Origin of the sequence: Vitiosangium sp. GDMCC 1.1324, from assembly GCF_003044305.1 — a bacterium.
Lineage (GTDB): Bacteria > Myxococcota > Myxococcia > Myxococcales > Myxococcaceae > Archangium.
This window is the reverse complement of sequence record NZ_PZOX01000004.1, coordinates 281,139-305,040: the sequence shown is the minus strand read 5'-3', so window position 1 is coordinate 305,040 and position 23,902 is coordinate 281,139. Positions and strand designations below refer to the sequence as shown.

General features: G+C 69.7%; 20 protein-coding genes and 1 pseudogene. 12 read left to right on the top strand and 9 right to left on the bottom strand.

Translation table 11 applies throughout. The features are described from left to right. The first annotated feature begins 68 nt into the window (after positions 1 to 68). Positions 69 to 986, top strand: coding sequence for a hypothetical protein (locus DAT35_RS13975; RefSeq protein ID WP_108067491.1), 918 nt, complete (start codon positions 69 to 71; stop codon positions 984 to 986). A 9-nt stretch (positions 987 to 995) separates the two neighbouring features. Here the strand turns inward: DAT35_RS13975 and DAT35_RS13970 are convergent, their stop codons facing one another. Both DAT35_RS13970 and DAT35_RS13965 read right to left on the bottom strand, forming a co-directional pair. Next, entirely contained in the window at positions 996 to 1,343 is a 348-nt protein-coding gene (locus DAT35_RS13970; protein ID WP_108067490.1) for a carboxymuconolactone decarboxylase family protein, read from the bottom strand. A 30-nt stretch (positions 1,344 to 1,373) separates the two neighbouring features. Further along, positions 1,374 to 1,616 (bottom strand): peroxidase, encoded by a 243-nt coding sequence (locus DAT35_RS13965; protein WP_108067489.1) that lies wholly within the window; start codon positions 1,614 to 1,616, stop codon positions 1,374 to 1,376. 136 nt (positions 1,617 to 1,752) lie between these two features. On the opposite strand from DAT35_RS13965, the gene DAT35_RS13960 reads away from it, so the two are divergent. Next, positions 1,753 to 4,908, top strand: a complete 3,156-nt coding sequence (locus DAT35_RS13960; protein ID WP_369945639.1) for a TonB-dependent receptor domain-containing protein — start codon at positions 1,753 to 1,755, stop codon at positions 4,906 to 4,908. Between the two features lie 15 nt (positions 4,909 to 4,923). Next, positions 4,924 to 5,634 (top strand): hypothetical protein, encoded by a 711-nt coding sequence (locus DAT35_RS13955; protein WP_108067487.1) that lies wholly within the window; start codon positions 4,924 to 4,926, stop codon positions 5,632 to 5,634. Between the two features lie 155 nt (positions 5,635 to 5,789). Here DAT35_RS13955 and DAT35_RS62355 read toward each other — a convergent pair. The 3 genes and pseudogenes from DAT35_RS62355 to DAT35_RS13940 form a co-directional block, all read right to left on the bottom strand. After that, positions 5,790 to 6,068: pseudogene (locus DAT35_RS62355) on the bottom strand (response regulator transcription factor); the annotation flags it as partial. After that, entirely contained in the window at positions 6,065 to 7,159 is a 1,095-nt protein-coding gene (locus tag DAT35_RS13945; RefSeq protein WP_108067485.1) for an ATP-binding protein, read from the bottom strand. The gene DAT35_RS13945 and the pseudogene DAT35_RS62355, both read right to left, overlap by 4 nt. A gap of 122 nt (positions 7,160 to 7,281) precedes the next feature. After that, positions 7,282 to 7,743 carry a carbonic anhydrase gene (locus tag DAT35_RS13940; protein ID WP_108067484.1) on the bottom strand — a complete coding sequence of 154 codons (462 nt, stop codon included), beginning with the start codon at positions 7,741 to 7,743 and terminating at the stop codon, positions 7,282 to 7,284. A 253-nt stretch (positions 7,744 to 7,996) separates the two neighbouring features. On the opposite strand from DAT35_RS13940, the gene DAT35_RS13935 reads away from it, so the two are divergent. From DAT35_RS13935 to DAT35_RS13900, 7 genes are all read left to right on the top strand, one after another. After that, positions 7,997 to 8,632 carry a hypothetical protein gene (locus tag DAT35_RS13935; protein ID WP_108067483.1) on the top strand — a complete coding sequence of 212 codons (636 nt, stop codon included), beginning with the start codon at positions 7,997 to 7,999 and terminating at the stop codon, positions 8,630 to 8,632. Positions 8,633 to 8,665: 33 nt separating this feature from the next. Continuing rightward, on the top strand, positions 8,666 to 9,940 hold the full coding sequence (locus tag DAT35_RS13930) for a hypothetical protein (protein WP_108067482.1): 1,275 nt from the start codon (positions 8,666 to 8,668) through the stop codon (positions 9,938 to 9,940). A gap of 846 nt (positions 9,941 to 10,786) precedes the next feature. Beyond that, positions 10,787 to 12,037 (top strand): TolC family protein, encoded by a 1,251-nt coding sequence (locus DAT35_RS13920; protein WP_158501694.1) that lies wholly within the window; start codon positions 10,787 to 10,789, stop codon positions 12,035 to 12,037. Further along, positions 12,034 to 13,107: an efflux RND transporter periplasmic adaptor subunit gene (locus tag DAT35_RS13915; RefSeq protein ID WP_108067480.1), complete on the top strand. Its 1,074-nt coding sequence runs from the start codon at positions 12,034 to 12,036 to the stop codon at positions 13,105 to 13,107. Before DAT35_RS13920 ends, DAT35_RS13915 begins: the two co-directional genes overlap by 4 nt. Continuing rightward, positions 13,104 to 16,262, top strand: a complete 3,159-nt coding sequence (locus DAT35_RS13910; RefSeq protein WP_108067479.1) for an efflux RND transporter permease subunit — start codon at positions 13,104 to 13,106, stop codon at positions 16,260 to 16,262. Before DAT35_RS13915 ends, DAT35_RS13910 begins: the two co-directional genes overlap by 4 nt. After that, positions 16,259 to 16,942, top strand: a complete 684-nt coding sequence (locus DAT35_RS13905) for a response regulator transcription factor (RefSeq protein WP_108067478.1) — start codon at positions 16,259 to 16,261, stop codon at positions 16,940 to 16,942. The genes DAT35_RS13910 and DAT35_RS13905 overlap by 4 nt, the downstream gene beginning before the upstream one ends. Then, a complete protein-coding gene (locus DAT35_RS13900; RefSeq protein WP_108067477.1) occupies positions 16,939 to 18,330 on the top strand; it encodes a HAMP domain-containing sensor histidine kinase in 1,392 nt (463 codons plus the stop codon). Before DAT35_RS13905 ends, DAT35_RS13900 begins: the two co-directional genes overlap by 4 nt. Here DAT35_RS13900 and DAT35_RS13895 read toward each other — a convergent pair. Beyond that, entirely contained in the window at positions 18,327 to 18,989 is a 663-nt protein-coding gene (locus DAT35_RS13895) for a hypothetical protein (protein WP_108067476.1), read from the bottom strand. The two genes, DAT35_RS13900 and DAT35_RS13895, sit on opposite strands and share 4 nt — an antisense overlap. A 50-nt stretch (positions 18,990 to 19,039) precedes the next feature. After that, complete coding sequence (locus DAT35_RS13890) at positions 19,040 to 19,693, bottom strand: MBL fold metallo-hydrolase (protein WP_108067475.1); 654 nt, start codon at positions 19,691 to 19,693, stop codon at positions 19,040 to 19,042. A gap of 134 nt (positions 19,694 to 19,827) precedes the next feature. Here DAT35_RS13890 and DAT35_RS13885 point away from each other — a divergent pair, with 134 nt between their 5' ends. After that, positions 19,828 to 21,435, top strand: coding sequence for a lipase maturation factor family protein (locus DAT35_RS13885; RefSeq protein ID WP_108067474.1), 1,608 nt, complete (start codon positions 19,828 to 19,830; stop codon positions 21,433 to 21,435). A gap of 4 nt (positions 21,436 to 21,439) precedes the next feature. Here DAT35_RS13885 and DAT35_RS13880 read toward each other — a convergent pair whose 3' ends face one another. Then, positions 21,440 to 22,210 carry a 1-acyl-sn-glycerol-3-phosphate acyltransferase gene (locus tag DAT35_RS13880; RefSeq protein ID WP_108067473.1) on the bottom strand — a complete coding sequence of 257 codons (771 nt, stop codon included), beginning with the start codon at positions 22,208 to 22,210 and terminating at the stop codon, positions 21,440 to 21,442. 224 nt (positions 22,211 to 22,434) lie between these two features. Between DAT35_RS13880 and DAT35_RS13875 the strand changes: the two genes are divergently transcribed. Continuing rightward, complete coding sequence (locus DAT35_RS13875) at positions 22,435 to 23,277, top strand: Ig-like domain-containing protein (RefSeq protein ID WP_233261501.1); 843 nt, start codon at positions 22,435 to 22,437, stop codon at positions 23,275 to 23,277. A gap of 12 nt (positions 23,278 to 23,289) precedes the next feature. On the opposite strand, the gene DAT35_RS13870 is transcribed toward DAT35_RS13875, so the two are convergent. Then, positions 23,290 to 23,700 (bottom strand): helix-turn-helix domain-containing protein, encoded by a 411-nt coding sequence (locus DAT35_RS13870; protein ID WP_108067471.1) that lies wholly within the window; start codon positions 23,698 to 23,700, stop codon positions 23,290 to 23,292. Positions 23,701 to 23,902 lie beyond the last annotated feature (202 nt).

The window sequence follows — 23,902 nt, the reverse complement described above, 5'->3', positions numbered from 1 at the left end:
GCATCGGCCGCGGGGACTACCGGGCGGGGGCTCGGGAAGGTGAACGTGGGCGAGGGGGAGGGCCGTCCATGTTCACGATGGTGGATGTCTTGCTCGGCGTCACCTTCATCTTCCTGGCGATGAGCCTCATCTGTTCAGCGGCGGTGGAGGGACTCGAGGTCTTCATCCGCAAGCGCGCGAAGGCCCTCCAGCAGACCCTCACGGACATCCTCGGAGACCAGGGCGCCAGGGACTTCTACTCACACGCGCTCATCCAGTCGCTGAAAACGGTCCAGGGCAAGCCGCCTTCCTATATCCCCACGCGCACCTTCGTGATTGCCCTGGTGGAGGGGGTATTGAAGCGGGGCGTCAAGGGCACCATGGATGACGTCGAGCGGAAGGTGCAGGCGTTGCCGCCGCAGGCCGACAAACTCAAACAGTCGCTCCTGGCGCTCATCGCCGCCGCGGATGGGGACCTCGAGCGCTTCCAGACGAGCCTCGAGGACTGGTTCAACGCCGCGATGGATCGGCTCTCGGGCTGGTACAAGCGCCGGACGCAGGTCATCGTCTTCACCGTCGGCCTGGTGTTCTCGGCCGCCTACAACATCGACACCATCCAGATCTTCAACCAGCTCTCGCGTGACAGCGCGCTGAGAGCCGCGCTGGTCACCGCCGCCGAGAATCAGCAGCGGGCCGGGTTCCCGCAGGGGACGGAGTCGGAGCAGGACAAGGAGCACTTCCAGGAGCAACTCAAGGCGCTCGGAGAGCTCGGGCTGCCATTGGGCTGGAGCTCCGGTAAGGCGACCGAAGGGAGCCCGCTGGCGAATCTCCGCCAGCCGCCGACCACCCCCATGGGGTGGGTGCTGAAGGTGCTCGGGCTGCTCATGACGGGGTTCGCCGTCTCGCTCGGCGCCCCCTTCTGGTTCGACGTGCTCAACAAGATCATCGTCGTCCGCTCGACGGTGAAGCCGGGCGAGAAGAGCCCCGAGGAGCGCTCGAAGTCCTGAGCCCGGCGTCTACGGTTTCTTGTCGGGCGGGGGGCTCCCGGGCGGAGGGCCGCCATAGCCCGCCGTCGCGAGCCGCTCGGCACCCCGCTCATAGACCTCGGCCGGGTGGATGCGCACGCCCGTGGCATCCGCCCACCGGTTGTAGAAGTTGAACAGCGCGCAGACGGTGATGGCGTCGTAGAGGGCCTCGTCCGTCCAGCCCGCGGCCTTCACCGCGTCCACGTCCTCCTGTTGGATGTGCTCGGACTCGCGGTTGACCTTCTCCACGAAGCGGAACAGTGCCCGCTCGGCCTCCGGGATGGGGGCCGCGTCGAGGTCCTCCAGGACGGCGGCGACCTTCTGCTCGTCTTCCAGCAATCGCGCCGCGACCGCGGCGTGAGAGTTCGTTCAAAACACACACTGGTTGCGCCGCGACGTGAGGGCGGCGATGAGCTCGCGCATCCCGGGCGACAGCGGCGAGGGGCCCCGCATCGCCGCCTGGGTGAGCTGCGCCAGGGCGTTCGTCATCTCCGGCTTGAAGGCGAACAGGTGCCAGAGTCCCGAGGGAGGCACCTGGGTCTGCCGCGCTCGCCGGATGAGATCCGAGTAGGGCCCCGTGCCTTCGTGTGTCTCCACATCCTTGAGGAACATGCACTCACTCCCTGCCGGGCCCGGGTGCGGTCTCCCGCCCCGCCCAGTTGTTTTCGCCTGAATTCCCATTGTAGCACGGTTAACAGGGCTGCCAGCCGGCATGAAGCAGGCAGGCACTCAACAGAGGGCAACTCCTTTGAACCGACGTCTTCCAATAATCCAGGCGCGAGTCCCCGTGGCCGCGCTGGCGCTGGGCGTGTGCATGTGGATGCCGCCCGCCCTGGCGCAGGGCACCTCCGTGCTGACCGGCACGGTGACGGATGCCAGCACCAGACAACCTGTCGCGGACGTGGTGGTGACCGCCACCTCTCCCAACCTCCAGGGCGAGCAGGTGGTCGTCACCGACGCCACGGGCCTCTACCGGATTCCGCAGCTTCCTCCCGGCGTCTACACGCTGCGCTTCGAGAAGGAGACCTACAAGGTCTTCGCTCGCGGCGACATCACCCTGCGCCTCAACACCACCGTCCGCTACAACGCGGAGCTCCTCCCCGAGGGAGTGACGGAGAACGTGGAGGTGGTCGCCACCGCTCCCGCCGTCGACGTGGGCTCCACCCGCACCGGCACGAGTGTGGACAAGGATGTGCTGAACCACCTCGCCGTGGTGCGCCCCGGCTCCAAGGGCTCGGCGTCGCGTTCCTTCGAGAGCCTCGCGGAGCTCGCGCCCGGCGCCAACACGGATGGCTACGGCGTGTCCCTCAATGGCACCACCTCGCCGGAGAACGGCTTCCTGGTGGATGGCCTGTCCACGGGCAACCCGGCGCTCGGCATCCTCGGCACGCCGGTGTCGGTCGAGTTCATCCAGGAGGTGAACGTCATCACCGGCGGCTTCATGCCCGAGTTCGGCCGCTCCACCGGTGGCGTGATGACGGCCGTGACGAAGTCCGGCTCCAACGAGTTCCACGGCTCGCTCTTCGGCAACCTCACCCCGGGTTTCCTCGAGGGCTCGCCCACCCGCGTGGCGCGTGAGGGCACCGTCATCACCACCAGCCAGCGGCTGTGGAACCTGGGTGACTTCGGCGCCACCCTGGGCGGCCCCATCCTCAAGGACAAGCTCTGGTTCTTCGCGGGCGTGGCACCCTCCTTCACGCGCCGGGCGCTCGACCGCGGCCTCAATGCCTTCGTTCTCGGCGATGACGGCAAGCCCATCAAGGACGCGAACGGCTTCTCCGTCACCGAGCCCATTCCCAACACCACCCAGCGCTACTTCGCCGACCAGCGCTCCGTGCAGTACATCGGCAAGCTCACCTGGCAGGTGCATCCGGACCACAGCCTCTCCCTGTCTGTGTATGGCACGCCGAGCGGTTCGGGCGGCAATGGCAGCTATGGCTACAACCTGGACACCGGCGCCGTCGAGACGGACAACCTGATTGGCCGCTACGAGGCGCTCGCCCACCGCTACGACCAGGATGCGCGCGACGTGGCCCTGAAGCTGTCCTCGTCGTTCCTCGACAAGCGCGTGCTGCTCGACGCCAACCTGGGGTGGCACCACCAGACCGACACCACCCTGCCGGTGGATGGCAGCGGCATTGGCAATGTCTCGGGCCTCTCGGGCGTGCCCCAGTTCGAGATGCGCCGCACCGGCACCCGCACCGCGCCGAACTACTACTCCATCAATGACTTGGAGCAGCTGCCCGACCCGTCGCTGTGCGACCCGGCCGGCACGTCCAACGCCGTGCGCTGCCCGGTGGCCGACTACTTCCTGGGCGGCCCCGGCTTCCTGCTGGATCGCACCGTGGACCGTTACCAGGGCAACGTCGTGGGCACCCTGTTGCTCAACGCGCTCGGCCACCACGTCATCAAGGCGGGCCTCGACGTCGAGGTGATGACCAACCGTGACAAGCGCGCCTACTCGGGCGGCGTCCTCTACAACGAGTCCACCGATGGGAAGACCTTCACGGACTTCCGCTCGTTCGGCTATCTCACCGGCCCGGACCAGGTGGTCATCCAGCCGTACGTCCCCACCTCCACGCGCGCCAATGCCCTGGGCGCCTTCGTGCAGGACAGCTGGAGCATCCTGGACCGCGTCACCCTCAACGCCGGTGTGCGCTACGACACGCAGAACATCTACGGCACGGGCGGCGCCCTGGCCTTCACGCTGCCGGACCAGATTTCTCCGCGCGTGGGCGTCGTCTACGACTTCACCCAGAAGGGCCGCTCCAAGCTTTTCGCCAGCTACGCGCGCTACTACCAGAACGCCGTGCTGGCCATGGTGAACTCGCAGTTCTCCAACATCACCCGCATCCGGGCCACGCGCAGCCGCGCCCCCATCGCGGGCGGTCCAGGGTGTGACCCTCTCACCCAGTCCGCGCCGTATGCGGAGTGCGCGGACAAGCGCAACGTGCCCGTCCCCAGCGGCACCAGTACGGGCATCAGCCGCCAGTACACCCAGACGTTCGCCATCAACAGCCCGGTGGACCCCGAGCTGAAGCCCCAGTCCTCGGACGAAATCCTCGTGGGCGCCGAGTACGAGCTGCTGCCTCGCGCGACCCTGGGCGCCTCCTACACCCGGCGCTACATGAACGACGTCATCGAGGACATGTCCGTCAACGAGGCCACCAACTACTTCATCGGCAACCCGGGCCGCGGCATCGCCTCCCAGTTCCCCAAGGCCGTGCGTGACTACGACGCCGTCAGCGTCTACCTCAACAAGGCTTTCTCGGACCTGTGGCTCGTGCAGGCCAGCTACACCTGGTCCTCTCTGCGCGGCAACTACTCCGGCCTCTACCGCCCGGAGAACAACGTGCTCGCCCCCAACGTCACCTCGGACTTCGACCTCATCTCCCTGACGCAGAACCACACGGGCCCGCTGCCGTTGGACCACACGCATGCCGTCAAGCTGTTCGGCGCGAAGGAGTTCTCGCTCTCGCCCACCGCGAGCCTCAACGTGGGGCTCTCGTACCGGGGCCTCTCGGGCGCGCCCCTCAACGTGTTGGGCTCGGACTACATCTACGGCACGGGCTTCACCTTCATCCTGCCGCGCGGCAGCGGTGGCCGGCTGCCCTGGGTGCACAACGTGGATGCCCACCTGGGCCTCAACTACAAGCTCACCCAGAGCGTCACCGCCGCCATCACCCTGGACAGCTTCAACCTGTTCAACTTCCAGGCCGTCACGTCGGTGGACCAGAACTACACCTTCGACAACATGGATCCGCTCGTGAATGGCAAGACGTCGGACCTCGAGAGCGTGAAGAACCGGGCGGGTACCGCACCGGCCCTCAACCCCAACTATCAGAAGCCCACCTCCTACCAGACGCCCCGCAGCATCCGCTTCGGCGCGCGCCTCTCGTTCTAGCCGGAGCAACGCATCATGAAGACACATCGAGCCCTTGGGTGGATTCTGCCGCTCGGGTGCGCGGCCTGGTTGGGCGCGTGCGGCGGTGAGCAGCCGGCGCCCCAGTGCGCCGTGGGGCGCGGCGATCATGCCGTGCGTTATTCGCTGAAGTCGGGCACGGGCATATGCGCCCAGAAGAAGGCGGAGATCATCGGCGCACAGGCCTTCCGCACGCCCGGCTCCGGCGTGCCTCCCACGCTGGTGCTGAAGCCGGCGACGTTGGCGGCGTGGGAGGGGAAGGATCCGGCGCACTCCGTCACGGCCTCGGGAGACTTCACCACCGAGTACCCCGGCGAGGACGGGGTATGCGTGGTGCCGAGCCTGTCCGAGGCCCGGCAGGTGGTGAGCCCGGAGCCCGGGACGACGGTGGACGTGCGCTTCCTATGGAGCAACCTGCGCATCCAGGACCAGGCGGCGATTCCTGGCACGCAGTGGACGGCGGAGCTGACCTTCTCGGAAGGGGACTGCACGGCCACCTACGAGGCGGTGGGCGTGTTCCCGGCCATCAAGTGCGAGCGGGATGTGCCGAATCCCGAAGACCCCACGAAGACCCTCAAGGTCCGCGACCCGCGCGTCTGCAAGGAGCCGAAGGCGGGGCTGTCGTTGGATCCGGCGTTCCCCATCGTCTGTGAGGAATCGACCAACCTGTGTGTGTTGGATGGCCAGCCGCCGGCCTTGGTTCCCTGAGGTGTGCGCCCGGAGGGCGGAGCGAGGGGCTCATTCCCCGTCCCTCCTCCGCCGTCCGAGTGGCCCCCCGAGGCTCCTGGCTCCAGGGCCTCCTCGAGCCGCTTCTCCAGTTCCCGGATGTCGAAGGGCTTGCGCAGCGAGGCGAAGGCACCCAGCTGGCGGTGCGTCTCCTCCTGTCTGTCGAGCTCCCGGTGGGCGGAGATGAGGATGACGGGTATCCGGATGCCTCTCTGGCGCAGCTCCACGAGGACGTGGGTCCCGTCGAGCACGGGCAGCATCAGGTCGAGCACCACGGCATCGAACTCGTGCTTCTCCACCAGCTCCAGGGCGGTGGTGCCGTCCTCCGCGGGGGTGACGGCGTAGTGGGACTCGAGTAGCAGCGTGAGCGAATCGAGGATGTCGGCGTCGTCGTCGACAACGAGCACACGTTTCATATCGGCACCGCCTCTCGTGTTTCGGGAAGGAGGATGGTGATGGTGGTTCCCCGTCCCAGCTCGCTCTGGATGCGGAGTTCGCCGCCGTGCGCTTCCAGGATGCCCTTCACGAGGTACAGCCCGAGCCCGAGCCCGGGGAAGTTCTCGACGGAGGCGTTGCTCGCGCGGAAGTAGCACTGAGTCAGGGAGGGGATGTCGGCGGCGGGAATCCCGATGCCCGGGTCCGTGATGGACAGTGCGAAGCCCGAGCCCTCGCGGGCCAGGCAGACGCGGAGGGTGCCTCCCTTCGGAGAGTATTTGGCCGCGTTGGCGAGCACGTTGCTCACCACCTGCTCCAGGCGCTGGCGGTCCCCCCGGACACGGAAGGGGCCTGGGGCGATGGAGAGCTCGAAGGCGTGACGCGGTTGTCCCCGTGCGCGGAAGGACTCGGTGTCGCGGTGGAGCGCCACGACGGTCCGGACGAGCTCGGCCAGCTCCAGCTCCTCCTCCTGCAGGACGAGCGGCATGTCCGCGTCCAGGCGCCCGGTGTCCTCCATGTCCTGCACCAGGGTGGAGACCCGCTCGAGCTGCGCGCTCATCCGCGCGAGCGCGCCGGCTGTCGTGGGTTCCCCTTGAGCGAGCTGCCGGCGCAGCGCCTCCAGGTACATCCGCATCGAGGTGAGCGGCGTGCGCAGCTCATGAGCGGCGAGCGCGAGGAATGTCGCCTTGGCTCGCTCCGCCTCGTGGCGCTCGTGCATGTCCACACAGCTGCCGATGAAGCCGGCGAACCGGCCCTGGTCGTCAGTGAAGGGGACGCCCCGGTCGAAGATGTAGCGGTAGATGCCATCGTGCCGCCGCAGCCGGTATTCCATCTCGAAGGGCTCACGCCGCTCGAAATGGGAGAGGTAGGTCTCCATGCAGCGGTCCAGGTCCTCCGGGTGGACACCCGAGACCCAACCGTTGCCCACCTCCTGCTCGTGCGTGCGGCCGGTGAAGCTCAGCCAGGTGGCGTTGAAGTAGTTGCACAGGGCATCCAGCCCTGAGCGCCACACCATCGTCGGGGCGTGCTCGACCAGCAATCGGTACTGTTCCTGTGGAAGTGATGTGTCCATACGCGGGCATCCCTCGGAGGCTCGTGAGGTGCCAACCTCCGTGGAGGCCCTTTTGTTTGGACAGGGCGGCCCCGTCCGCCCCTGGGAGAGCTGCCGGGCGTGCGCTCGGCACTCGGGCCCGCTCAGGACTCCGGGAGGGGCTCGAAGTGGATGGCCGTGCCGTGGGGCCGGACGAAGTAGAGGTGCACGGCGATGCCGGGGAACGTCTTGCGCAACTCCTCGGCGGCGGCGCGCAGGTCCGAGAGCTGTTGCTCGGCGACGAAGTCCGGCCCGAGCGAGCCGTGGCGGGACTGGTAGTAGCCACAGCCGGCATGGGCCAGGAGCAGCACCTCGGTGATGTGGTGGCCGCGGATGAGGAAGTGCGCCGCGCGTGTCACCATGTCGCTCTCCAGGTAGTCGGCGGACCACCGGTTGAGCAATCCGGGGCCTCCGGGGAGCGTCAGGGTGTCGATGCGCTCGTGGCCCAGGTGCTGCGCCAGGTCCTCCACCGCGTCCGTGAAGCGCCCGTCCGAGCAGTAGACGGCGAGCACGTGGGGGTGGCTGGCTTCATAGGGCACCTTGGAGACGAAGGGGGGAGCGGACATGTCCCCCAGGCTACCCCGGACCAGCAGCCGCGCCAGCCAGCCGCTCCTGGCTCGACAGGCCCATCAGCTCCTCGCTCCAGGACCACAGCCGCTCGACGAGCGCGCGGTCCTTCGCCTTCCTCGACGCGTGAGCGGGCTTCTTCCCGGAGAGGGGGGGAAGTGCAGGCGGCGCTGGCCGGGACGAGTGCCTACCCTCAGAAGATGGAGGTGCGCCGGGGAGTCTCTCCGGCCTTCGTTCGAGGAGGTGGCGAACATGCGATGGCTCAAGCTCGAGGTGGTGGCACTCGCGTTGGCGGGGCTCACGGTGGGCACGGGATGCCGGGAGAGGGAGGACGCGCACTCGGCTGCTCCTTCAGCGGATGGGCAGGCTCCGGCTGCCCAGCAGGAGCGCGAGCGGGCGGCTTCACGGGAGGAACTGAGGCAGCGGGCGGAGGAGCTGGCGGATGCGGCCTCTCGCACCGCCACGGCCGCGGGCGAGGTGGCGCGGCAGGAGGCCGACGAGCTGGACGAGCAATTCCAGGAGGAGGCCCCCAAGATTCGCGAGAACCTGAACAGCGCGGTACAGGACACGAAGCAGCAGGCGCGTGAGCTGGCTCGGGACCTGGGGGACGCGGGGCCCACGGAGGCCGAGCAGGGCACGGTGAGTCCTCAAACGGGCACGGTAGCGGGCACGGTCGCGAAGGCCTCCGGGGGCGAGCTCCAGCTCCGGGAAGCCGATGGCAAGCGCGTCGTCCTGTCCACGGATGGCCAGACGCAGGTGCTGCGGAATGGGCACCCCGTGGGGCTGGATGCGCTCCAGCCCGGTTCCGAGGTGCGTGCCTCCTACGTCATGGATGGCGGTGAGTGGAAGGCGCGCCAGGTGGACGTCGTGGCCCCCGAGAAGAAGTGAGGGGCGCCGTTCATTGGTGCAAGCTGTGGCGTCATGAATGTCACCGGTATCGTATGGGTGTTGTCCCTCTTGAGCGCGCCTCCCACTCCATCGTCGGACCTGTTGTGCGCCCAGCGCGCGCCCTGCCAGGTGGTGGAGACGCTGGATGGGGGGAAGGACGCGCAGGGCCGCGCCCTGGAGGTGAAGCACCTGGAGCTCGGGTGGGCGGACGTGGAGACGTCGAGCCAGTTCCTCGGGCGCAAGTTCGGACCCGGTGGGCGCAGCGAGAGTGGCTCGCGAGAGAGTGGCCAGTGCGAGGTTGGGGAGTGGTGGCTGGTGCGCCCGTCCCAGCCCGCGCAGCTCCTGCTGTCGGTGTGCAACAACGGCTATGGCGCCGCGGGCGTGGGCGATGACTCGGTGACGGTGGGCGACAACTTCTTCACCCACGAGCAGTCGGGTGGCAGCCGCGAGCGATGGACGCTCACGCGCACGTTGCAGCTCTCCCCGCTGCGGTTGCTGCGCGAGAGCCAGCGGAGCTACGACGCGCTGGACGATGGGGACAAGGAGAGCGGCGAGCTCTGGGACTTCGAGACGCTGCGAGGCGAAGTGATTCGAGCCGCCCCCACGTGTGAGCCGGGCGAGTCCTCGCTCGGAGAGAGGAGCCTGCCGTACCTGCCCCAGGTGCAGGTGGACAAGACGTACCTCGAGGAGGGGTGGAAGAAGGCGGGGCTCGGCGAGTGTGGCTACACCGCGGGAAATTTCCTGCTGGGCAACCAGGACGACCCGAAGGACGCGTCGTTGAAGGCGCTGCTGGTGGCGCCGGACACGCTGCTCGTCGAGGTGCATGACGACAAATGGACGGGCCCGAGCGCGAAGTGGCTCAACGATGACCACGTGGAGGTGTGGCTGGCACCGGAGGCGCCTCAGGAGCTCACCGGTTGCGGCAAGCCCACGGCGGAGCAGAAGCCGTCGCAGTGGGGCATCCGCATCGTCGATGGTCAGGTGTTCCCCGCCTTCGGTTCGCCCAGGCAGACCTTGCAGGTCGAGCGCGCCGCGCTGCCTGGCAAGAAGGGCTACCTCCTGAAGCTGAAGCTGCCCACGCCCTTCAAGGGCATCAGCGTCGTCTACAGTGACAGTGACAGCGGCAAGAAACAGGAGCTGATGTTGGCCACCAGCCTGGTGAAGTTCGGCCGGCCGGAGACGCTCAACCCTGTGCGCGTGGTGTCGCCGAAGGAGGCCACGTGCGCGGTGAAGAACGGGGTGCTCGCCGTGGTGCCCGGGCCGCCGCCGAAGACCGAGCCCGACGTGGCGGTGCTCGGGATGCCGTAGCCAGCGCCGAGCGGGGGCAGTGGCGCACGCGCTCAGGGGCCTTTGGGATTGACGGGGTCTGGAATTGGAGTGGCTGGCGCGGGGGTGGTGGGTGGTGGCGACGCCGGGGAAGCCGCAGCCGGAGGTGGTGTCGGCACCTCGGGCGCGGGCGGAGGAATCTGGGCCGGCGCGGGCGTATCGCCTTCTGCTTTCGAGGGCGGAGTGGCAGGTGTCTGTGTTTGCTCCGCCGGGGGAGGGGGAGGCGGGGCCGCGGCCACGACTTCGCCTTGGGGGGTTACCGCGTACACGTACCACCAATCGAGCACGCGTCCGCGTGGACCGCCGCACCGATTGAACCGTTGATTCAGCTTCACGTAATACAAGCCCGGAGTCGGGCCTGAGAACACGGCGACATCCAGTCCCTGCTCGGGGCTGGAGCATCCCCGGAACAGTCTTGGATCCGTGTTGGTTTTCACCATCTCGCGGATGGCGGCCGCCGCAGCGAGCGTGGCTCCTGCTTCCACGGATGGAACGACAAGCTTGGCAGAGTGCTCATCTGGCCACTCGACTTTTCCCTTCCAATCAGTGGCGGGCACGACACATCTTGGGAACACCGCCGCGAGCCCTGCGAGCGCATAAGCCTTGATCATCTTTCTCTCCTGAGTCCTCGCCTGGCATCTACTCGCGCAACAGCCGCAGAGGTTCCTCGCTGCATTGGGGGCCAGTGCCGATGCTGTTGTCTCCGCGTGGCGCACAGTGACCAATGGGAACCCAGCTGGCTCTTGCGTCATCGTATCATGGGTCCCTTCGGGCCTTCTGCGCGGGCACGGACTCTGAGAGAGCTCTCAGAGTCGTCTCATGCGAGGGATGCGCGCTCTCTCTACCGTGCGCGTCATGGTTGCCGTCCTCGCCGCGCTCGTATTGGCCGCTTCGCCCTCGGAGGTCACTCCCCTGACCTTCGCGGAGGCGCTCTCGCTCGCTGAGCGCACCCCTGGCCCCGAGGGCGCTGCTCGCGCCGCGGAGGTCCGCCGTGCAGAGAGCGCCCTTTTGTCTCCCTTCGTCTTCAATCCTCAAATCACTGTCGAGCCCGGTTACCGCCGGCGCCCGGACGAACAGGGGGCCGATCTGCGCGTGGGGGTGAGCCAGGCGTTCGGCCTCTCTGGCCAGGCGAGTGCCCGCGATACCGCCGTCCGTGCCGAGGAAGCCGCGCTCGATGCCGAGGCTCGTGCCGCCCTGCTCTCGCGCAGGCTCGCCATCGCCGAGGCCTGGTTGCGCCTCTGGGCCGCCGAGCAGGCCGCCACCCAGAGCCTCCACGAGGTCGAGCTCGCCGACTCCTTCCGGCAGGCGGTGGAAGGAGCCTCGCAGCTGGGGGCCTCCACGAAGCTGGAGGTGGCCGAGGCCTCCGCGTACCTCGCCGAGGCGAAGCTCGCCGGGTTGGACGCGGAGGGCCTGTTGGCCGAGCGACGGGTGGAGCTGGCGAAGCTGCTCGGCCGAGACCCCACGCGGCAACTCCAGGCCCACGGTCCTCTGCCCGAGGTGGAACTGCCTCCGGACGCGGCGCGAGAGCCATGGGTGGCGCGGGCCTCGCAACTGCCGGAGGCGATGGCGCGGGTGCTCGGGGCCCGGGTGGAGCGGGCGCGTGCGGCCGAGGTGCATGCCTCTCGAGGTACCTGGCTCCAGGTGGGCCTCGCCGGGCTGCGCGAGTACGACGGGGCCACCGGTGGCGCCCTCACGTTGACGCTCACGCCGTCGCTCTTCGAGCGCGGTGAGCGGGACCGCGGCACGCTGTTGGCCACCGCCGAGAAACTCGAGGGCGAGGCGCGCGACGTGGGCCACCGGGCCGCCGCCGAGCTGGCGCTCTCCTTCCACGAGGTGCAGCACTCGCGCGAGGTGTTGGACACGCTGCGAGGCCAGCTCCTCCCCGCCGCCGAGGAAGCCGCCCGGTTGCGCGAGCTCCTCTTCCAGTCCGGGGACTCCACCGTCCCCGAGGTGGTGCTGGCGCGTCGCGCGCTGGCCTCCGCCCGCATTCGTCTGGGTCACGCCCGGGCCCAGGAGACCTGGGCGCGCGTGAAGGCCCGTCTCCTCATCGACGCCCTCTCCGGAGTCCCCACGCCATGAGTCGCTCCGCGCTCCTCTCTTCCATCTTCCTGCTGGGCGCGGCCCTCGGCTGCTCCACGCCACCGCCCGCTCCGGCCGTGCCGCCACCCGCCCGCTCCAGTGCGCGCACCGCCTGGGTGCACCCGCGCCCTGCCCGGGGCGTGCCGCTCACCGAGGCGCCCGCCCGGGTGCTTCCGCATCCCGAGGGAGCCGCGGCGCTCGGTCTGCCCTTCCGGGGCAGTGTCACCCGCATCGCCGTGCGGCCCGGCCAGACGGTGCGCAAGGGCGAGGTGCTCGTCGAGGTGCTCATGCCCGAGGTGGTGCGGGCCGCCGGAGACTATGAGGCCGCCTCCCTGCGCCTCGAGGCGTACGAGCGCCGCACGGCCCAGTTGAAGGCCCTCCAGGAGCAGGGCATGGCCCGCGTCTTCGAGCTGGCCGAGGCCGAGGCGAACCTGGCCGAGGCCCGCGCGGCACGGCAGAGCGCGCAGGCGCTGCTGAGGGTCGCGGGACTGGAGGGCTCGATCGCCGCCAGTGTGGCGCAGCGGGGCACGGTGTCGCTGCGCAGTCCGATGGACGGCATCGTCACCGCGGTGGACGCGGTGCTGGGCGAGTCGCGTGAGAGTGGCTCGGCGCCGCTGGTGCGTGTCGCGGGCGAGGGCCCCGCGCGCATCGAGGCCCGGCTCGCCCACGCGCTGCCAGGGGACGTCGCCTTCGAGTTCTCCTCGCCGGGTCTGGAGTCGGTGCCGGTGCGGCTGGTGGGGAGGGCGCCCGCGGTGGACGTGAGTGATGGGTCCTCGGCCGCGTGGTTCGAGCCCGAGCCGGCGCGCTCCCTGCCCTCGGGTCTGCAGGGCACGGTGCGGGTGAAGGCGGACGGGTTGCCGGAGGTGACGGTGGTGCCCGCTCGCGCGCTGGCGTTGTCGGACGGCGAGGTCTCGGTACTGGTGCGTGACGGTGAGGGCTACCGCCGCCAGCCGGTGAAGGTGGTGGTGCAGTCCGGCGCGGACGCGCTGGTGCGCGGGCCGCTGAAGGAGACGGACGCGGTGGCCGCGGATGCCTCGCGAGTCCTTCCGGCGGAAGGAGAGGGCTCATGATTTCCCGGCTGGTGGAAGGCTCGGTGAAGCATCGGGGCTGGACGCTGGGGCTCACGGCGCTGTTCGCCGTGCTGGCGTCGGTGATGGCGGCGCGGATGGAGCTGGACGCGCTGCCGGACATCACCACCAATCAGGTGCTGGTGCTCACCCGCTCTCCGGGCATGACGCCCGAGGAGGTGGAGCGGCTGGTGACTCGGCGGGTGGAGACGGCGCTGGGCGGTGTGCCCGGCCTGGAGGAGCACCGCAGCCTGTCGCGTTACGGCATCTCCTCGGTGACGGCCGTCTTCGGAGATGACGTGGAGCCGTACCGCGCGCGCCAGCTCGTGCAGGAGCGGTTGAACGCGCTCGCGGGCGAGCTGCCTCCGGGAGTGGAGGCTCCGGAGCTGGGGCCACTCACCGGGGGACTTGGCGAAATCTTCCACTTCACCCTCAGCTCCGCGGATCGCACCTCGGCGGAGTTGCTGGAGCTGGCGGAGTTGCGCGTGGCGCCGCTGCTGCGCGGGGTGCCCGGCGTGGTGGAGGTGAACAGCTGGGGTGGCCAGCAGCGCACGCTCGAGGTGCGAGCGGATCCAGTGAAGCTGGCGCAGCGGGGGCTGACGCTGGAGGAGCTGCGGCGGGCGTTGGAGGACGTGTCGGGCAGCGTGCCCGGGGCGAGCCTCACGACGGGAGACCGGCAGGTGCTGGTGCGCGCGGTGGCGCGTCCCCCGGGCCCGAGCGAGCTGGGGGGCGCGGTGGTCCGTGGCTCGGAGGGCCGGACGGTGCGGCTCGCGGACGTGGCCGAGGTGGTGCCGGGAGCACTGCCACGCATCGGCACCGCGACCTCCAACGGCCGGGGCGAGACGGTCTACGTGATGGTTCAGATGCTGCGTGGCGCCAACGCGCTGGAGGTGATGAAGGGCCTGCACGCGCGGATGGAGCAGGTGCGCGAGGCGCTGCCCGGGGACGTGCGGGTGGACGAGGTCTATGACCGGAGCACGCTGGTGCGCGGCACGCTGCGCACGGTGGCGAAGAACCTGCTGGAGGGAGGCCTGCTGGTGGTGGCGGTGCTCTTCCTGCTGCTGGGCAGCTTCCGGGCGGGACTGGTGGTGGCTTCGGCGATTCCACTGTCCATGCTGGGGGCGGCGGTGGGCATGGTGCTGTTGAAGATTCCAGGCAACCTGATGAGCTTGGGCGCCATCGACTTCGGCCTGCTGGTGGACGGCGCGGTGGTGATGGTGGAGGCCGTCTTCCATCACGTGGGCCATGAGCGGGGAGGCCGCCAGGGATGGCGGGAGAAGGTGTCGCACGTGACGGGCTCGGTGGCGCGGCCGGTGTTCTTCTCGGTGCTCATCATCCTGCTGGTGTACGTGCCGGTGCTGGCACTCAGCGGGGTGGACGGGAAGATGTTCCGCCCCATGGCGCTGACGGTGATGTTGGCGCTGGCCACCTCACTGGTGCTGTCGCTCACCTTCATTCCCGCGGCCATCAGCCTGGTGCTGCGGCCCGAGGACGTTCCCGAGCATCCGCCCCTGCTGGTGCGCTTCTTCGACAAGGTGTACCGCCCTGTGCTGGAGCACATGGTTCGTCATCCGCACCGGGTGGCGCTCGTGGCGGTGGTGCTGCTCATGTTGGGCGTGGGCCTCTTCATGCGCGCGGGCAGCGAGTTCGCCCCGCAGCTCGATGAGGGGGACATGGTGGTGCAGACGACGCGTGGGGCGGACATCAGCCTGGAGGCGGCGACTCGCGAGGCGGGGCGTCTGGAGGCGGTGCTGCTGAAGCACATCCCCGAGGTGAGGCAGGTGGTGTCGCGCGTGGGCAGCCCCGCGGTGGCCACGGACATCATGGGCCTGGAGCAGGCGGACGTCTTCATCCACCTGAAGCCGCATGCCGAGTGGCGGCCGGGCCTCACGCGCGAGGCGCTCATCGAGGAGATGGCGGCGGTCCTGGACGACAAGGCGCCCGGAAGCGAGCCGGCCTTCACCCAGCCCATCCAGATGCGCTTCAACGAGCTGCTGGGAGGCACGGTGACGGACGTGGCGGTGAGCGTGTACGGCGAGGACCTGAAGGAGCTGCGCCGGCTGGCCGAGCTCGTGGCGGCGGAGGTGGGCCAGGAGCCCGGGGCCGAGGACGTGCGGGTGTTGGCTCCGCCGGAGGTGTCGATGCTGGAAGTGGTGCCGCGCCCGCTGGACGCGGCGCGCATGGGCTTCAGCGTGCGCGAGGTGCTCGAGGCGGTGCAGGCGGTGCGCACGGGTCTGGAGGTGGGGGCCACGTACGACGGTGCGGTGCGGATTCCCATCGTGCTTCGGGTGTCCGGAGCGGAAGGGGCCTTCTCCCTGGCGGAGCTGCCGCTGCCGGTGGCCTCCGGGAGCGTGGTGCCACTGTCGCGGGTGGCGGACGTGAAGCTCGTCCCCACTCCCAGCCTGGTGAGCAGGCAGCAGGGGCAGCGCCGGCTGGTGGTGGGCTTCAACGTGCGAGGCGCGGACCTGGGCACGGTGGTGGAGCGGGCCCGGGCGAGGGTGGGCACGGCGCTCCGCCTGCCGGACGGCTACCGCCTGGAGTGGGGCGGCCAGTATGAGACCTTGACGGAGGCGGCCCGAAGACTTTCTCTCGTCATCCCCGCGGTGCTGGTACTCATCGTGACCGTGCTCTGGCTGACCTTCCAGCGCCTCCGCCCGGCGCTCATCATCTTCACCCACGTGCCCTTCGCGTGCGTGGGGGGCATGGTGGCGCTCATGCTGCGGGGGATGCCGGTGTCCATCTCGGCGGCCATTGGATTCATTGCCCTGTCGGGCATCGCGGTGCTCAACGGGGTGGTGCTGATGGCGAGGCTGCTCCATCACGAGGCGGGCGGCCTGCCGGTGAAGGAGGCGGTGCGGCAGGCGGCGTGGGATCGCTCGCGGCCGGTGCTGATGACGGCGCTGGTGGCGGCGCTGGGCTTCGTGCCGATGATGCTGGCCACCGGCGTGGGCTCCGAGGTGCAGCGCCCGCTGGCCACGGTGGTGGTGGGCGGCCTGGTGACGTCCACGTTGCTGACGCTGGTCATCCTTCCATCGCTCTATCCCTGGTTCGTGGGACAGCGCACGGGGGCCTCCGGGACGCGGGGGCCAGGGGCCGAGCGCACGAAGGCGCACCCGCGCGAGGAGCACGAGCCGGGTCCCCGGGAGGCCGCCGCATGAAGCTGCTGCTCGTCGAGGACGAGGAGAAGATGGCCCGGTTGCTCCAGCGGGGCCTGACGGAGGCGGGTCACCAGGTGGACGTGTGTCAGCGGGGCGAGGACGCGCTGGAGCAGGCGCGGCAGATTGCCTACGACACCGTGCTGCTGGACTGGAACCTGCCGGACCTCGACGGGTTGGCGGTGCTGCGGCGCTGGCGCGAGCAGGGCTTGCGCACGCCGGTGTTGATGCTCACGGCGCGGGGCACGGTGGGGGAGAAGGTGGTGGGGTTGCGCGCGGGCGCGGACGACTACCTGGTGAAGCCCTTCGCCTTCGAGGAGTTGCTGGCGCGGCTGGAGGCCCTGCACCGCCGGGGTGATGCACAGGGGCCGGCGCAGCAAGTGGGCCCGTTGGTGTTGGACTCGAGGCGGAGGGTATTGAGGCACGGGGAGCGGGAGCAGCCGCTCACGGGGCGCGAGCTCGCTCTCTTCTCCGAGCTGGCCAGCCACGTGGGCGAGGTGCTGGCTCGCACCACACTGCTCAGTCAGGTGTGGGGTGACAGCTTCGACGGGCCGCCGAACATCGTGGACGTGTACGTGGGCTATCTGCGCGGGAAGCTGAAGAAGCTGGAGGTGGAGCCGATGGTGTCCATCCAGTCGGTGCGAGGGGTGGGCTTCCGGTTGGTGGTGGGGGGGCGCGGGTGAAGCTGGCGACCCGGTTGTGGTTGCTGGGGGCGGTGGTGCCCATGGCGGGCGTCCTGCTGGCGTTGTGGCTCGCGGGAGCGTTCTTCGAGGCATGGCTGTCGCGCGAGGTGGACCGGGCCCTGCTGTCGCAGGCAGCGGTGGAGTCGGTGAGCCTCTTCGACGGACCCGGAGGCCAGCCGCACCTGCACCTGCTGGACTCGCCGCTGGAGGAGGAGGTGCGCCCCTTCGCGCCGGTGGCCGAGTTGTTCGGCCCGGAAGGCCGACGGCTGGTGTCCTATCCCTCCTCGGCTGAAGGCGTCCATGGGCCAACGCCCGCGCCGCTTTCCGCCGGAGAGCCCCCGCGTTTCGAGACGCTGCAGGGAGCGGATGGCGCACGGTTGCGGCAGCTCACCGTGGGGGTCAAGGCTCCGTCCGGTGGGGTGTACACGCTGCGGTTGTCGGCCTCGCTGGCGCAGCAGGACTCGGCGGTGAGGGCCTTCCAATCGGTGACGTTGGCGGTGGCGGTGCTGCTGGGCGTGGTGTTGTTCGCGTTGCAGACATGGCAGGCGCGGTGGTTGGCCGGGCGTCTGAATCAGCTCCGGGCGCGCATTGGCCGGCTGCGCGAGGGCGTCCTGCCCGCGGCTCCGGGGACGAGGCGTGGGGACGAGGTGTCCGAGGTGGAGGGGGCACTGCACGAGGCGTCGGAGCGGCTCAACGAGGCGCGCGAGGCGCAGGAGCAGCTCATCGCCCGGGCAGCGCACGAGCTGCGCACGCCGCTGGCGCTGATGCGCACGAGCTTGGACCTGGCGCTCTGGAAGGAGCGCGACGCCCAATCCCTGCGCGAGGCCCTGGAGGAGACGCGGCGCGAGGTGGCGCGGCTGAGTGCGCTGGCGGGCAACCTGCTGGACCTGGCTTCGTTCGGGAAGGGGGGCTGGGACGTGCGAGCGGGAGACCTGCGAGAGGTGGTGGAGGACGCGGCCGCCGCGGCGCGTGCGGAGGCCGAGGGGCGAGGAGTCTGGGTCACGGTGGACGGCCCCGAGCCGGCGCCCTGTGCCTTTCATGGGGCCTCGGTGCGGCAGGCGGTGGACAACCTGCTGGCGAACGCGTTGCGGTACGCGCCGAAGGGGACGGAGATCTCCGTGCGTCTGGCGCACGAGGGCAACGGGTGGAGGCTCTCGGTGCGGGACCGGGGCCCCGGCATTCCGGTGGAGCACCGGCAGTCCGTCTTCCAGCCCTTCCATCGAGTGGAGCCGAAGGGAGAGGGGACGGGGCTGGGTCTGGCGGTGGTGCAGGAGGTGGCGAAGCGCCACGGAGGCCGGGCCTGGGTGGCGGAGGTGGAAGGCTCGGGAGCGGAGGTGGTGCTCGAGCTTCCGGAGTCAGGCCCTGGCCCGGCGACGGCCGTCGCCTAACGCTCCTTCAGCACGCCCAACCGGCAGTACACGTTCAGTGTCAGGCCCACTTCCTCGAGGGACACGGGGCTCTGCTCCACCAGGCCTGGCGCGGAGCAGTCCACCACGTGCAGGGGGGCCTCGGCCGAGCCCACGGTGGTGGCGAGCTCGCGCACCCGTGTCACGACGCGGCGGAGCAACTCCGCGCGGTGGGACTCGGGCTGCGCGACCAGGGCCTCCACGGAGCCGAAGCTGAAGCGGGGGAGTTTCTTCGACTGACGGCTGTCGGCCTGGGCCTCGTGGCACGCACGCGCCAGGGTGCCCACCCGCGAGCTTCGCGCCCAGAAGTCCGGCTCTGGTGGGAGTGGCACCTCGAACGTTCCATCCACGGCGACGAAGGTCCCGTCATCCTCCGGGAGCGCCAGCTTCCTGGGGGCGGAGCGGTTGAACCGCGCGTCCTTCGGCCGGAACGTCACCTCGGTCCCGAGGGCGTCCCGGACGCGCCGCTGGAACTGCTCGCAGGCGCGCTGCAGGAGGGGCAGGGACTGCTCGACTCCCTGGGTCTCGAGGGATGCGGAGAAGGACACGCGGAGCAGGTCCGGCCGCACGATGAGCTCGGCCCGGATGGGGGCGGGCTCATACGCGTGTTCGGAGGCGCTCGCTCTGTAGGAGTAGGACATGGCGGATGCCGAGCCTACTCGCTGGCTGGTCGCGCGGCACAGGCCCGGGCTCAAATGGGCTCGCTGGGCGCGGGGGCCTCGGTGTCTTCGTCGAGCGCGCGCTGGAGCGCGGCCGCGCCGTCCTTCAGGATGGGGCGGCCGTGTGCGAAGCAGACCACCTCCACGGGCAGATGGTCGAGGATGCGCCGGACGCTCATGCGGGTGCGGGCCGGGTTGTCCTGGTACTCGTTCTCCACGAAGCGCGGTGTGCCCGGCCTGATGTGGGTGAGGAGGTCCGAGATGAAGACGACGCTTCGGGGCCGCTCCAACCAGAGGGAGTACATGGAGTCGGCGGGGCCGGGGGTGTGGTAGGCCACGAGGCCGCCGGGGAGGTTGTCGCCGCCCGAGTAGGTGGCGTCCGGTGTGTCCTCGAGTCCGTAGGCGTCCTGCGGTGCCCACACGGGGGCGCCGAACACCTTGCGCAGTTGCCAGGACGCGCGCTGGTGGTTGCCGGCGGTGAGCACGATGGCCTCCACCCGTCCCAGCTTGCGCAGGGCCTTCTCGTCAATGGGGAGCGGATCGATGAGGGTGACCGCTCCGTCCTCGGCCACCACGGCGTAGGCATCACTCTCCGCGCCACCGATGCGGTCATCGCTGACGCTCCAGCGGTGGATGCCGGGGATGACCTGCACCGTGCGGTGGGCTCGTTCCTTGGGCTCGCTCATGCGGCAAAGCTAGGCACCCGGCTCCACGACGTGTGGAGGCCCGGCTGCTCGGGCCCTTCCGGGGCGAGGGGTTGGCCTCCCCAGGCACCCGGCCTCCGGTGCTTCCAGGTTTGGAAGAAGCAGGAGGGAGCCCCATGCGTGCTGTCAGCCCCCAGGGCACCAAGGCGTTCTTCCGGACGCCCGGCTACCTACCCACGCGGCGTCCGCGCCGCCGTGCGCGAAGGGTGACGCGCCTCCTGGGTTGGCTCGCCGGGCGCTCGGTGGCGCCACCGCATCACCGGCTCGTGAGGCAGGTGTTTCTCCGGGCCCTGGGCGGCATCTACCTCATCGCCTTCACCTCGCTGGGTCGTCAGGTGCGGGGCCTCTACGGCTCGCGCGGCATCCTGCCGATGCGCGACCTGCTCACCTCGCCGCGGTTGAAGGCACTGGGGCGGGATCGCTTTCTTCAACTGCCCTCGCTGTTCTGGCTGGACGCGTCGGACAAGACGCTGGTGCGTGGCATTCGCGCCGGGCAGGCGTTGTCCCTGGCGGTGATGCTGGGCCTCGCGCCCCAGGCGGCGCTGACGGGGCTGTGGGCCCTGTACCTTTCCTATGTCTCGGCGGGGCGCGAGTTCCTGTCCTTCCAGTGGGACGTGCTGCTCCTGGAGATGGGCCTGCTGGGAATCCTCTCGGCCCCCGCGGGACTCAGGCCGGGGCCGGGCCGCTCCGAGCCCTCCGCGGCACAGGTGGCGCTGTGGCGTGCGCTCGTCTTCCGGCTCTACTTCGGCTCCGGGGTGTCCAAGCTGGAGTCCGGTGACGAGACATGGCGCAAGCTCACCGCCTGCGACTACTACTACGAGACGGAGCCGCTCCCGAACCGGGGGGGCTATTACGCGCACCACCTGCCGGAGCGGGTGCAGAAGCTCTCCACGCTGACGGTGCTCGCACTGGAGACGGTGGGTCCGTTCCTCGCCTTCGCTCCGAGGCCGTTGAGGCTCGCGGGCTTCTGGCTCTTCTCCGGGCTGCAGGGAGTCCTCATCGCCACGGGCAACTACGGCTTCTTCAATGTGCAGGCGCTGGTGCTCGGCCTGTGGTTGTTGGACGATGCGGCCCTGCGGCGCCTGTTGCCCTCTCCGCCACCGGCGAAGCCGAGGCCTCTGTGGCGCATGCTGGGAGCCTGGCTCCCGGCCATGCCGCTCCTCGCCCTGGGCGCGAACGAGATACTGGCCCGCTTCGACCGGACGCGCCGCCTGTCCCCGCGGTGGCTGGACAGGCTGGAGATGCGGGCCCGCCCGCTGCGCATCGTGAATCCCTATGGCCTCTTCGCGGTGATGACGGTGCGCCGGCCGGAGATCTCCGTCGAGGGCTCTGACGACGGCGAGACCTGGAGCGAGTACACCTTCCGCTACAAGGTGAGTGACCCAACGCGCGCGCCGAGGCAGGTGGCTCCGCATCAGCCCCGAGTGGACTGGCAGATGTGGTTCGCGGCGCTGAGCTCGCCGCCCATCTGGGTGCTCGCCCTCCTGTTGCGTCTGCTCGAGGGCGCTCCAGACGTGCTGAAGCTCTTCGCCCGCAATCCCTTCCCCGAGCACCCACCGCGCTACATCCGCGCCGTGCTCTACGACTATCGGATGACGGACCTGGAGACACGCCGGCGCACGGGGGCGTGGTGGACTCGAGAGCGGGTGGGGCTCTACCTGCCGCCGTTGAGTCTCAACCCGAGCGGGACGACCAGCCGGCTGCAGTGGCACGTCGAGGAGTGACGGCTCAGCGGCCGGGCTGCTCGGGGGCGGAGGGCGGCGCTGCCGGGGCGGCCGAAGGTTCCTCGTCGGCCTCGGGCGCGGGGTGGGCGTAGACGCCGCGGTACTCGGGGGGCAGCAGCTTGGCCACCCGCCGCATCATCGCGTCGGTGAGGGCCTGGCGGGGGTCCTCGGCCCCGGACGTCTCCGCCTCGAGCTCGTCCATGCGGAACGGTGTGCCGAAGCGGACGGTGAGGTGGGCGCGGCGCACCTGCTCCCGGCCCATGTCTCGATCATCGATGGGCATGAACTTTTCCGTCCCGGTGAGGGCCACGGGGACGACGGGCACTCCCGCCCGCCTGGCGATGAGCGAGGCCCCCTTCTTGGCCTGGATGAGCGCCCCCGTCCGGCTGCGGCCGCCCTCGGGGAAGATGAGGACCGAGTGCCCCGCCTTGAGCGTCTCCACCGCGCGCTTGAGCGGTTCGATGTCCGCCGAGTTGGGGCGGATGAAGATGGTGTCCACCGCCTCGGTGCCCAGCCGGGTCATCACGGTGGTCTGCAACTTGATGCCGGCCAGGAAGAACACCTTCCGGGGCCGCAACGCCCGGTCGAGCGTGAATCCATCCGCGTTGGAAAGATGGTTGCAGATGAAAAGACAGGGCGGGTCCGGGATGTTCTCGTGGCCGATGACTTCCTGGGAGGTACGCAGGTCCCAGACGGTGTCCATCAACCTGCGGACGGCGGCCCGGCGAGGGCGCTTGGGCAGGAGGGAGAGGAGCGAGAAGACGTTGTGGATCACGGACAGATCCCCCGGTGGACCGCGAGCGGGGCGAGACTACGCCCTTCGCGCGAACCGGCTCTGCTGGAGTTGCATTCCACCGTCGAACATCGGGCAGAAGCAGGCAGAGGGGCTGGCGGGCGTGCCTGCAAATGATTGCGCGGGGGCCCTGGCGAAATACAGTGATGGGCGCCTCTGTTCGAGAGGCGCGCCGTGCGCCCGCAAGCCCTCCTACCGCCGTGAAGATGCCGACGTCCTTCCGTTCACTGCTCGTGCTGTCCGTCCTCGTGCTGGGGGCGTGCCGTTCCGCTCCGGCCACCCTGTCCCTGGAGATGCCGGAGAACCGTCCGCTGCACGCTCAGGGCGAGTCCATGGTGCTCCAGGCCAAGGCGCTGGATGCCAAGGGCGAGCCGGTGGAGAACCCCAAGCTGCGCTGGGTGAGCTCGGCGCCGGAAGTGGCCACGGTGGAGGATGGGGTGGTGGTGGCGCGCCGGTCCGGCAGGGCGACCATCGCCGCGGCCTCCGGCAAGGCGCGGGCCTCGGTGGAGGTGCAGGTGTCCATCCCCAGCCAGGTGGACATCCGGGTGGATGGGGCGGACTTCCTGCTGGCAGGCAACTCCATCGCCATCTCCGCCACGGTGAAGAACGAGCTGGGCAAGCCGCTGGTGGACGTGCCTCCTCAGTGGAGCTCCAGTGACGAGTCCGTGGCGCGCGTGGAGAACGGGCGGCTGGTGGGTGTGGCGCCCGGGCGGGCCACCATCACCGCCACGGTGCCGCCGCTGAGCCGCAACCTGCAGGTGCAGGTGGTGCGCTCGGACTTCGCGCGGGTGGAGGTGGACCCGACGCACCTGGTCTTCGCGAAGGTCGGGCAGATGCTGCAGCTGCGCGCCAAGACGTTCAACAACCGCGGGGTGGTCATCAATGAGGTGCCCATCACCTGGTTCAGCTCGGACTGGTCGGTGGCGACGGTGTCCTCCACGGGGCAGGTGACGGCGGTGGGGCCGGGCCGCACGGTGGTGACGGCCACCGCGGGCCGGCGCAAGGCCGCCGCCGAGGTCGTCTTCGAGGTCAAGACGGCCAACCGCTGAGCCGCGAGGCCATCACTCCTGGGAAGGCTTCGCCGGGGTGGGCGCCTGCTTCGAGAGCAGGACGGCGAGCTGGGACAGCAGGCGCAGCGACTGGGGAGGCAGCTTCCGGGCGCGCTGGAGCATCCGCTGCATGTGTCTGGAGTCTGGCGGCTGAGGATGCGCGGCTTCCGCGGCGGGGATGGCTTCGCCCGTGTTGGCGGTGCCCAGCATCTTGTCCGCCGAGAGGTACAGGGTCAGACACAGCTTGCGCAGGGTGGAGATGCTCGGGGCGATGACGCCGCGCTCCAGCCGGCCGTAGACCTCGGTGGCGATGCCGAGGCGCTCCGCCACCTCCTCCTGGGTGAGTCCCATGTGCAGGCGGGCTTCGCGGGCAGCGCTTCCAATGGTCTGGCGCAGGGAATCTTTCGGTGAGACCTGGGGCATGGTCGGACGAGGGGCTGGGGGAATGGATGGGGCCGGGCCACGCGGGGGCCGGCTTCGAGATGGCCCGGACGGTAGCACGCGGATGACTCCTGAGAACGGCCCAGACGGCATGACCTCCTGCATTGGTGTGCAGGAAGTCACGCCAATGGAAGTGGCTCGAGGTCAGGGCCGGAGACCCGGTCGAGGTGGCGGCCGGGACGTG

Coding starts and splice junctions, on each gene's coding strand:
- DAT35_RS13935 (WP_108067483.1), top strand. CDS start 7,997: ATGCGATGGCTCAAGCTCGAGGTGGTGGCACTCGCGTTGGCGGGGCTC.
- DAT35_RS13955 (WP_108067487.1), top strand. CDS start 4,924: ATGAAGACACATCGAGCCCTTGGGTGGATTCTGCCGCTCGGGTGCGCG.
- DAT35_RS13940 (WP_108067484.1), bottom strand. CDS start 7,743: ATGTCCGCTCCCCCCTTCGTCTCCAAGGTGCCCTATGAAGCCAGCCAC.
- DAT35_RS13930 (WP_108067482.1), top strand. CDS start 8,666: ATGAATGTCACCGGTATCGTATGGGTGTTGTCCCTCTTGAGCGCGCCT.
- DAT35_RS13895 (WP_108067476.1), bottom strand. CDS start 18,989: ATGTCCTACTCCTACAGAGCGAGCGCCTCCGAACACGCGTATGAGCCC.
- DAT35_RS13920 (WP_158501694.1), top strand. CDS start 10,787: ATGCGCGCTCTCTCTACCGTGCGCGTCATGGTTGCCGTCCTCGCCGCG.
- DAT35_RS13890 (WP_108067475.1), bottom strand. CDS start 19,693: ATGAGCGAGCCCAAGGAACGAGCCCACCGCACGGTGCAGGTCATCCCC.
- DAT35_RS13875 (WP_233261501.1), top strand. CDS start 22,435: ATGCCGACGTCCTTCCGTTCACTGCTCGTGCTGTCCGTCCTCGTGCTG.
- DAT35_RS13975 (WP_108067491.1), top strand. CDS start 69: ATGTTCACGATGGTGGATGTCTTGCTCGGCGTCACCTTCATCTTCCTG.
- DAT35_RS13915 (WP_108067480.1), top strand. CDS start 12,034: ATGAGTCGCTCCGCGCTCCTCTCTTCCATCTTCCTGCTGGGCGCGGCC.
- DAT35_RS13910 (WP_108067479.1), top strand. CDS start 13,104: ATGATTTCCCGGCTGGTGGAAGGCTCGGTGAAGCATCGGGGCTGGACG.
- DAT35_RS13945 (WP_108067485.1), bottom strand. CDS start 7,159: ATGGACACATCACTTCCACAGGAACAGTACCGATTGCTGGTCGAGCAC.
- DAT35_RS13905 (WP_108067478.1), top strand. CDS start 16,259: ATGAAGCTGCTGCTCGTCGAGGACGAGGAGAAGATGGCCCGGTTGCTC.
- DAT35_RS13965 (WP_108067489.1), bottom strand. CDS start 1,616: ATGTTCCTCAAGGATGTGGAGACACACGAAGGCACGGGGCCCTACTCG.
- DAT35_RS13870 (WP_108067471.1), bottom strand. CDS start 23,700: ATGCCCCAGGTCTCACCGAAAGATTCCCTGCGCCAGACCATTGGAAGC.
- DAT35_RS13885 (WP_108067474.1), top strand. CDS start 19,828: ATGCGTGCTGTCAGCCCCCAGGGCACCAAGGCGTTCTTCCGGACGCCC.